Origin of the sequence: Mycobacterium sp. (assembly GCF_032162605.1) — a bacterium.
GTDB lineage: Bacteria > Actinomycetota > Actinomycetes > Mycobacteriales > Mycobacteriaceae > Mycobacterium.
Map to the genome: position 1 here is coordinate 1 of NZ_JAVROT010000342.1, position 7,220 is coordinate 7,220.

Consider the following 7,220-nt stretch of genomic DNA (forward strand, 5'->3'; position numbering starts at 1 on the left):
CGCACCGGTTCGTGCACGGCCGCATCAGCGCGCCCGACGTTCCACGCAGCGCACTCGTCCACCAGGCGGGGCGCCTGCGGTGGCAGTGAGAGCACCTCGGAGGGCAGTCGCGGAAGGACGCGCCGTGCCGCGGCGAGAATCGAAGCCGTGTCGGTGAACGCCACGGACTCCCGACAGAACACGCCATAGGTCAGGCCGTAGCCCACCAGATCGGGAGGACTGGCGGATCCGAGCACCAGCGCCGCGGCCGGGGGAGGCACGCGCGCACGTGGGCTCGGCCGCGCATGCATCGAACAATGCCGTCAACCCCTCGGCGGCAATCGGCCAGAACCGTTCGATCAGGTTGATCTGTGGGGCTACCACGGAGTCGACGGTGAGGCTACGGATGCCGTCGGGGTGATCGCGCAACAACTGCAGTGCGAGGTCGTTTCCGTAGGACACGCCGTACACGTTCCACTCGCGGATGCCGAGTGCGGTGCGGAGATCGGCGATGTCCGAGGCATTTTCACTCGTATCGAAGGACGCCAGGTCGTTGCCGTCGCCCACCAGCCGGGCATGGCAGGCCCGCACGGCGGCGAGGTCCTTCTCTGCGGTACTGGCCGCCATGATCGACATTCCCGTGGCCGCGGCGACGAACTCGTCGATCTCGTGACACGTCAGCGCGGGTTCGCGCGTGCAACGTACCGCGTTGGTCGATGACGATGAAATCGCGGTCGCGGTTGATGCCTGCCGCTACCAACGTGTTTCCCAGCGGCAGGCCGGGCCCCGCCAGGACCGCCGGCCAAGTACAGCATCGGGTCTGGTTTCGGGTTCGCCGACGTGGACCTGGCGCCGGCCACCGCGATCTTTGACGGTGCGACCGTCGGGTCGGGCCCGGTTCTCGGGCACCACCAGGAATCCGCACGAGAATTCTGGCCCGAGGTCGAGGCTCGGGACGCCGCGCAGGTTCGGCACCGGACACGGCGCGGATTCGAAGGCAGCCGTCGCCGATTCGGGCTTGGGCGCGGACGGTTCGGCGCAACCCGCGGCGGGCAGGGCAATGACGCCGAATGCGGCGCCGAGAGTTCGCATCTGGCTGACTGTAGGGACGATCCGGTGATTCCGCGGCGCTTCGCAGGTGTCGGCAGATGCGCGGACTCGAGGACGGTATCGACGCACCGACGCGATCTCGACGACGGAATCCTTTGTCCGCGTGACACAGCGCCGTAACCCGACTTGGGTCGAGTTAACGAGCCGGACATCACTAGTAGCAATCGAAGAAACACGACGGGCCGAACATCCCTGCTGTGGAGTCCACTGCACCCACGACCGTTCGATCACCGGCGATCGCCACTGCTTCGGGGAATACCTTCGGGTATCTCGTCCGGTTCGCGTTGGCGAACATTCGCCGCAGGCCCGAACGGTTTGTGCTGTCCGTCCTTGGCATCGCGTTGGCGATAGCGTGCGTCGCCGTCGTCCGCACCATCTCGTCGAGTTTCGCCATCACCGGCGCCGACTCGGTGACCGACGTACTTGGAGATGCTGAGCTGTGGGCGGTACCTGCCGCCGGTGTGCACTTCGACCCGGACGCTCAGGCGCTGGTCGCCGATGGTCCTGCACCCGAGCTGGCGCTTCCCGCAGGTTGGCGGGGCACCCACACGCTCTCCGGTGTCACAAAGATCGACGGCAACGCAGTGTCGTTGCGCAGCAGTGACGAGATTCCCTCCGGCCAAGCCGTTTTCGGATCCGCCCTGGCCGACCGCCTCAACATGCCTGCAGGCGACCGGGTGGAGATCGACGGTGAGAGTCTCGTGGTCAGCATCTCGGGCGGCGGCCAATCCGCCGCCGTCGCCACCGGACTGGCCCGGTCGGTCGTTGGCGAGAAGGGGTGGTGGACGGTCTTCGCCCCGGCGGGTCAGGAGAAGGACCGCAACCTTGCGCAGACCTTTGGCGCCGCGACGGGCCTGCCATCGACATCGGATCCCGCGGTGATGCCCGACGCCGCAGGTGCAGGCCTGATCTACGACACCGTCGGCGGTAACGGGCCACTGACCTTCGAGCAGAAGTTCTCTGCTCTGTTCTCGGGCAAGGTGACCAGCTCGACGCTCGGGCTGATCTCGACTATCGGACTCGGCTTGGGCTTCGTCATCGCCGTGTCGTCATTCCTGGCGGCAGTGCAGGAACGCAAGCGCGAATTCGGCATCATGTCCAGCATCGGGTTGGCCGACGAGGTGCTCTACTTCTTCCTCGTCGAGTCGGCGATCGTCTTCGTCGTCGCCTACGTGATCGGCATCGCTGGTGCGGGAATCGCCGTGGCACTGGTGATTCCGGGAATCGCCACGCCGATGGCGTGGCTGCAGGCATCAGCCATGGTCGCCGCGTTCCTGCCCGCCATGGCCATCGTCGGGGCGCTCGTCCCGGTGCACCGCTTGTTGCAACAACGCCCCGTCGACCTCCTGGGGGACCGCTGATGACCGGGGCGAGCGAAGCGACGGGGGAATCATGCTGAGTAAGGGCCTGGCCTACGGTTGGCTTGCCGCGCGGCGGCGCATCGGCGAGATGATCCTGCCCGTCGTCACGACGGCCACCGGCGCATTCCTCGTCGTCCTGGTGTTCGGGATGTCCGACGGAATCCGCGCTCAGTCCGCGTCGCTGGGACATGCCGACGAGATCGGCCGCGCGGTCGTGCTGATCGCGGTGATGGTGCTGTTGGTCGGAGTCGTCGAGGTGGCCGTCGCCACCACTCGGACGGTCGCGCACCGCACCAAGGAACTCGGTGTACTCGGCGCCAACGGCGTGCCCCGCACTCCCGTGGTGGCCGCACTGCTCGTCGAACCCGTGGTCTCCGCCGTGCTCGGCGCGATCGTCGGCGCTGCCCTGGCCGCCGCCGTGGCACTCCTGCTCGGCGCAACGGGTTTCGTTCCCACCGGGGTCGCCGTCGGTGGACTCCTTCTTGGCGCCGGGATAGCCGTCGTCGTCAGCATCGTCGCCGCGTTGGCGACGAGCATCTTGCCCACGTGGACCGCGGCGTCGCGGCCACCGATCCGTTCGCTCTCCGCGGGAGGCTGATTCATGACGGTCATCAAAGACAACGACGAAACCACCGACATCGCCACAGCCGAGGCGCCAGTTGCCGAGACGAAGGTGGCACCGGTCATCGAAGTGTCCGACGTCTGGAAGCTGCACAAGCTGGGCGACGAGGTCGTCAAGGCGCTCGTCGCGGCTGAACTCAAGGTGATGCCAGGCGAATTCGTCTGTCTGATGGGCCCAAGCGGCAGCGGCAAGTCCACGCTGCTCAACATCATCGGCGGGCTGGACCGTCCCACCAAGGGGACGGTGAAGGTCGCAGGCAAGGACACCGGGCAGCTCACCGAGAGCCAGTTCGCCGCGCTGCGCCACGACACCATCGGCTTCATCTTCCAGAGTTACAACCTGATCCCGTTCCTGTCCGCAGTCGAGAACGTCGAGCTACCGCTGATGTTCGAGCCGTACGACCGGAAGTCGTTGCGCAAGCGCGCCACAGAACTCCTCGAGCTCGTCGGGCTGAGCCACCGCATCAACCATCAGCCCACCAAGATGTCCGGTGGTGAACAGCAGCGCACCGCCATCGCGCGCTCGCTGATCAGCAATCCGACGCTCGTCCTCGCCGACGAGCCGACGGCGAATCTGGATCACAAGACGGGCGAGACGGTCGTGCGAATGCTGCGTGACCTGTGCTCGACCATCGGCGTCACCGTTGTCGCCAGCACCCACGACCCGACCGTCGCCGATGAGGCAAGCCGCGTCGTACGGATGAAAGACGGACAGATCGTCAACTGACCCGGTCCCCGTGTGGGATTCGATCCGATTGGGAGAAGAGCAATGACACAAGAGATGGAAGCGACGCGGCCGTCCGACCGCGACGCGCTGTTGACGACCGAGCTCGTCCCCGAACAGATCCTGCCCAAGGTGATGAGTACGTTCGGCCTCACCGCGGCGTACGTGTTCATCATCTGCTGGATCACCGGTTCGTCGGTGATGGCCGCAGGCGGGTGGACCGCTATCCCGATGTGGGTGCTCGGCATCCTCACCTTCTTGATCCCTGCCGGCATGGCCGTGGTCGAACTCGGAAATCTCTGGCCCGGACAGGGTGGTGTGTACATCTGGGCCACCCGAACCATGGGCGAGACTTGGGGATTCATCGGCGGCTATCTGTCATGGGTTCCGGTGATCCTGAACGCCGCATCCTCGCCGGCGGTCGTCCTGCAGTTCCTACTCCTGGCCTTCCACACGGAACTGGGATTGACGACGAGCATCATCCTGCAGTTGGTGATTCTGTGGACGGTGGTCGGGCTGGCGCTGGCGAAACTCGCAGCCAACCAACGCATCATGAACGTCGTCTTCGTGGTCTACGGCATCTTGACGCTGACGATCTTCATCTGCGGGGTCCTCTTCGCCACCAAGCACGGCTCAGCCACTCCGTTCAACTGGCACGAGGCGACGGTGCCCAACTTCGCCGTAGCGGGATTCCTCTACGGGACCGTGTTGCTGTACCTGCTCGGCGTCGAAACGCCGTACAACATGGGCGCGGAGTTCCTTTCGGTGCGCAAGAGCGGACCGAAGATGATCCTGTGGGGTTCGACCGCCCTGGTGGCGATCTATCTGTTGACCACGCTCGGCACGATGATGGCTCTTCCCGGCGACCAGATCGATCCGGTGACCGGTGTCATCGGAGCCCTCGGCGTATCGGGTTTCCCCGGGTTGATGGAGATCTGCGCGGTCGTGCTGGCCGGCATCATCATCGTGGCACTCATGACCTACCAGGTCGCCTATTCGCGACTCATCTTCGTCTCCGGCCTGGAGCGTCACCTCCCGCGAGTGTTCACGCACCTCAACCCGCGCACTCGCAACCCGGTGACCGCCATCCTCATCCAGGGCGTCCTCTCGTCGCTGATCCTGGTGGGGCTGTACTCGCAGAGCAGCATGGCGAACGTGACCATCTACCTGCAAGGCGGCCTGAGCACGGTGTGGCTGCTGTCGGGATTCTTCTTCCTGATTCCGGTCGTCGTCGCACGCAAGAAGTACGCCGATCGCTATTCCAGCGAGACGTTCTGGCGCATTCCCGGTGGCATGGTCGGGGTGTGGATCGTCGTCGTCGTCGGCACGCTCGGTACCATCGGCGGCGTCTACTACTCGTTCGTGACCCCGTGGATCGACGTCCCGCAGAGCACTTGGATGACGTGGGTCGGCGGGATCAGCATTGGCATGTTCGCCCTCGGTCTGATCGTGTTCGTCTTCGGCCGTCGATCGGCGCACAAGGTAAGCAAGGAAGACTCGCTGGCCCATCTGGCGGTCTTCGAGACCAAGAAGTCTGAAACCACCACCCCCGAGGGAGTCTGACCGATGACCCTGAACAGCACCACGCTTCACGCGGACGCTACCGAAGACAAGACCAACTACCCGCTCGACCCGCTTTCGGGCGCCGAGATCCAATCGGCGGCCTCGATCATCATGGAATCCGAATATTCCTCGGCGACACTGAAGTTCGTGATGATTCAGCTGGCGGAGCCCGCCAAGACCGCTGAGCTGACGTTCACTGGTGCCGACGTGCCACGCTGCGCCTTCGCCACGATGTACGACGCCACCGTCAAGATGATCTACGAGGCCGTCGTCGACCTCGGCGCGAGGGTCATCGAGTCGTGGAAGTCGATTCCCGGCCGGTTCCCCTCCTATCTGGTCGAGCACATGACCGGGGTGGAGGAGAAGGTTCGCGAGGACCCGCGGTGGCAGGAGGCGATGCGCAAGCGCGGCATCACCGACTTCGACCTGGCGATGATCGACCCTTGGCCCGCAGGCTATTACGGCCAGGGCGACCACTACGACAACTCGCCGCTGATCTGCCGGCCGCTGACCTTCATGAGGGCGGCGCCGTCGGAGCACGGCTATGCGCGTCCGGTCGAGGGTCTGATCGTCACGTTCGACCTCGACACCATGGTGATCATCGACATCGAGGATCACGGCGTCGTGCCGATGCCGCCGACCGCGGGCAACTACGACGAGCGGTTCATGTTCGACCCGAACAACCGCCCGGCATTCAGCGAGTTCCGCTCGGACGTCAAGCCGATCGAGATCACTCAGCCCGACGGTCCGAGCTTCACCGTCGACGGCTGGCACGTCACGTGGCAGAAGTGGTCCCTGCGGATCGGCTTCAACCCACGCGAGGGCATCACGCTGCACGAGGTCACCTACACCGACCGCGGCGAGACCAGGCCCATCATGTACCGGGGATCGCTGTCGGAGATGGTGGTGCCCTACGGCGACACGTCGCCGACGCACTGGAACAAGAACGTGTTCGACATGGGCGAGGTGGGCATGGGCTTCTCGGCCAATCCACTGACCCTGGGCTGCGACTGCCTCGGCGAGATCCACTACTTCGACGGCACGGTCAACGACTCGAGCGGTGGCGCCGTCACTATCCCGAACGCCATCTGCATGCACGAGGAGGACTACGGGATTTCCTGGAAGCACACCGACTTCCGCACTCAAGAGGTCGAGGTGCGCCGTTCGCGGCGGTTGGTGATCTCGATGATCTGCACAGTCGGCAACTACGAGTACGGATTCTTCTGGTACTTCTACAACGACGCCTCCATCGAGGTCGAGGTCAAGCTGTCCGGCGTGCTGACCACGGGCTCCATCGTCGAGGGGGAGCTGCCGCGGTGGGGCAAGCTCGTCGCCCCCGGTGTCTACGGGCCGAATCACCAGCACTTCTTCAACTTCCGGCTCGACATGAGCGTCGACGGGGCGGGAAACAGTGTCTACGAGGTCGATTCGATCCCCGAGCCCGACCCCGCGCTGAATCCGCACCACAATGCCTGGATCACCCAGGACACGTTGGTGGCGTCCGAGGCCGAGGGCGCCCGCGACTGGGATTGGAAGACGGGCCGGTACTGGAAGATCACCAACCCGTCCAAGAAGAACGAGGTCGGTGCTCCCGTGGCCTACAAGTTGGTGCCGAAGGAGATCGTGCCCGTGATGGTGCAGGAGGGTTCCTACATCTACGACCGGGCGCGGTTCGTGCAGCACAACCTCTGGGTGACGACGTACGACCCGGCCGAGAAGTTCGCGGCCGGCGACTATCCCTATCAGTCGCCAGATGCCCAAGGGCTGCCGCAGTTCGTCGCCGACGACGCGCCGATCGCCGACACCGACGTGGTGCTCTGGTACACCGTCGGGGCGCACCACGTGGTCCGCCCTGAAGACTG

7 protein-coding genes and 2 pseudogenes are annotated in these 7,220 nt (G+C 65.0%); 6 read left to right on the forward strand and 3 right to left on the reverse strand.

Annotated elements, in window-relative coordinates; all coding sequences use genetic code 11:
* Both QOI01_RS19395 and QOI01_RS19400 read right to left on the reverse strand, forming a co-directional pair.
* Nucleotides 1-260: pseudogene (locus QOI01_RS19395) on the reverse strand (hypothetical protein); the annotation flags it as partial.
* Nucleotides 261-384: 124 nt separating this feature from the next.
* Nucleotides 385-546: pseudogene (locus tag QOI01_RS19400) on the reverse strand (alpha/beta fold hydrolase); the annotation flags it as partial.
* On the opposite strand from QOI01_RS19400, the gene QOI01_RS19405 reads away from it, so the two are divergent.
* The gene (locus QOI01_RS19405; protein WP_526383783.1) at nucleotides 491-652 is read left to right on the forward strand and encodes a hypothetical protein; all 162 of its coding nucleotides are present in this window, start codon (nucleotides 491-493) and stop codon (nucleotides 650-652) included. The pseudogene QOI01_RS19400 and the gene QOI01_RS19405 sit on opposite strands and share 56 nt — an antisense overlap.
* 80 nt (nucleotides 653-732) lie before the next feature.
* Here QOI01_RS19405 and QOI01_RS19410 read toward each other — a convergent pair whose 3' ends face one another.
* On the reverse strand, nucleotides 733-1,071 hold the full coding sequence (locus QOI01_RS19410) for a hypothetical protein (RefSeq protein WP_526383771.1): 339 nt from the start codon (nucleotides 1,069-1,071) through the stop codon (nucleotides 733-735).
* A 206-nt stretch (nucleotides 1,072-1,277) separates the two neighbouring features.
* Here QOI01_RS19410 and QOI01_RS19415 point away from each other — a divergent pair, with 206 nt between their 5' ends.
* From QOI01_RS19415 to QOI01_RS19435, 5 genes are all read left to right on the forward strand, one after another.
* Nucleotides 1,278-2,450 carry an ABC transporter permease gene (locus QOI01_RS19415; RefSeq protein WP_526383781.1) on the forward strand — a complete coding sequence of 391 codons (1,173 nt, stop codon included), beginning with the start codon at nucleotides 1,278-1,280 and terminating at the stop codon, nucleotides 2,448-2,450.
* 31 nt (nucleotides 2,451-2,481) lie between these two features.
* The gene (locus QOI01_RS19420) at nucleotides 2,482-3,048 is read left to right on the forward strand and encodes an ABC transporter permease (RefSeq protein WP_526383773.1); all 567 of its coding nucleotides are present in this window, start codon (nucleotides 2,482-2,484) and stop codon (nucleotides 3,046-3,048) included.
* Nucleotides 3,049-3,051: 3 nt separating this feature from the next.
* Nucleotides 3,052-3,798, forward strand: coding sequence for an ABC transporter ATP-binding protein (locus QOI01_RS19425; RefSeq protein WP_526383775.1), 747 nt, complete (start codon nucleotides 3,052-3,054; stop codon nucleotides 3,796-3,798).
* Between the two features lie 42 nt (nucleotides 3,799-3,840).
* Nucleotides 3,841-5,358 carry an amino acid permease gene (locus QOI01_RS19430; protein ID WP_526383777.1) on the forward strand — a complete coding sequence of 506 codons (1,518 nt, stop codon included), beginning with the start codon at nucleotides 3,841-3,843 and terminating at the stop codon, nucleotides 5,356-5,358.
* Nucleotides 5,359-5,361: 3 nt separating this feature from the next.
* On the forward strand, nucleotides 5,362-7,220 hold a 1,859-nt coding region (locus QOI01_RS19435; RefSeq protein ID WP_526383779.1), incomplete at its 3' end, for a primary-amine oxidase.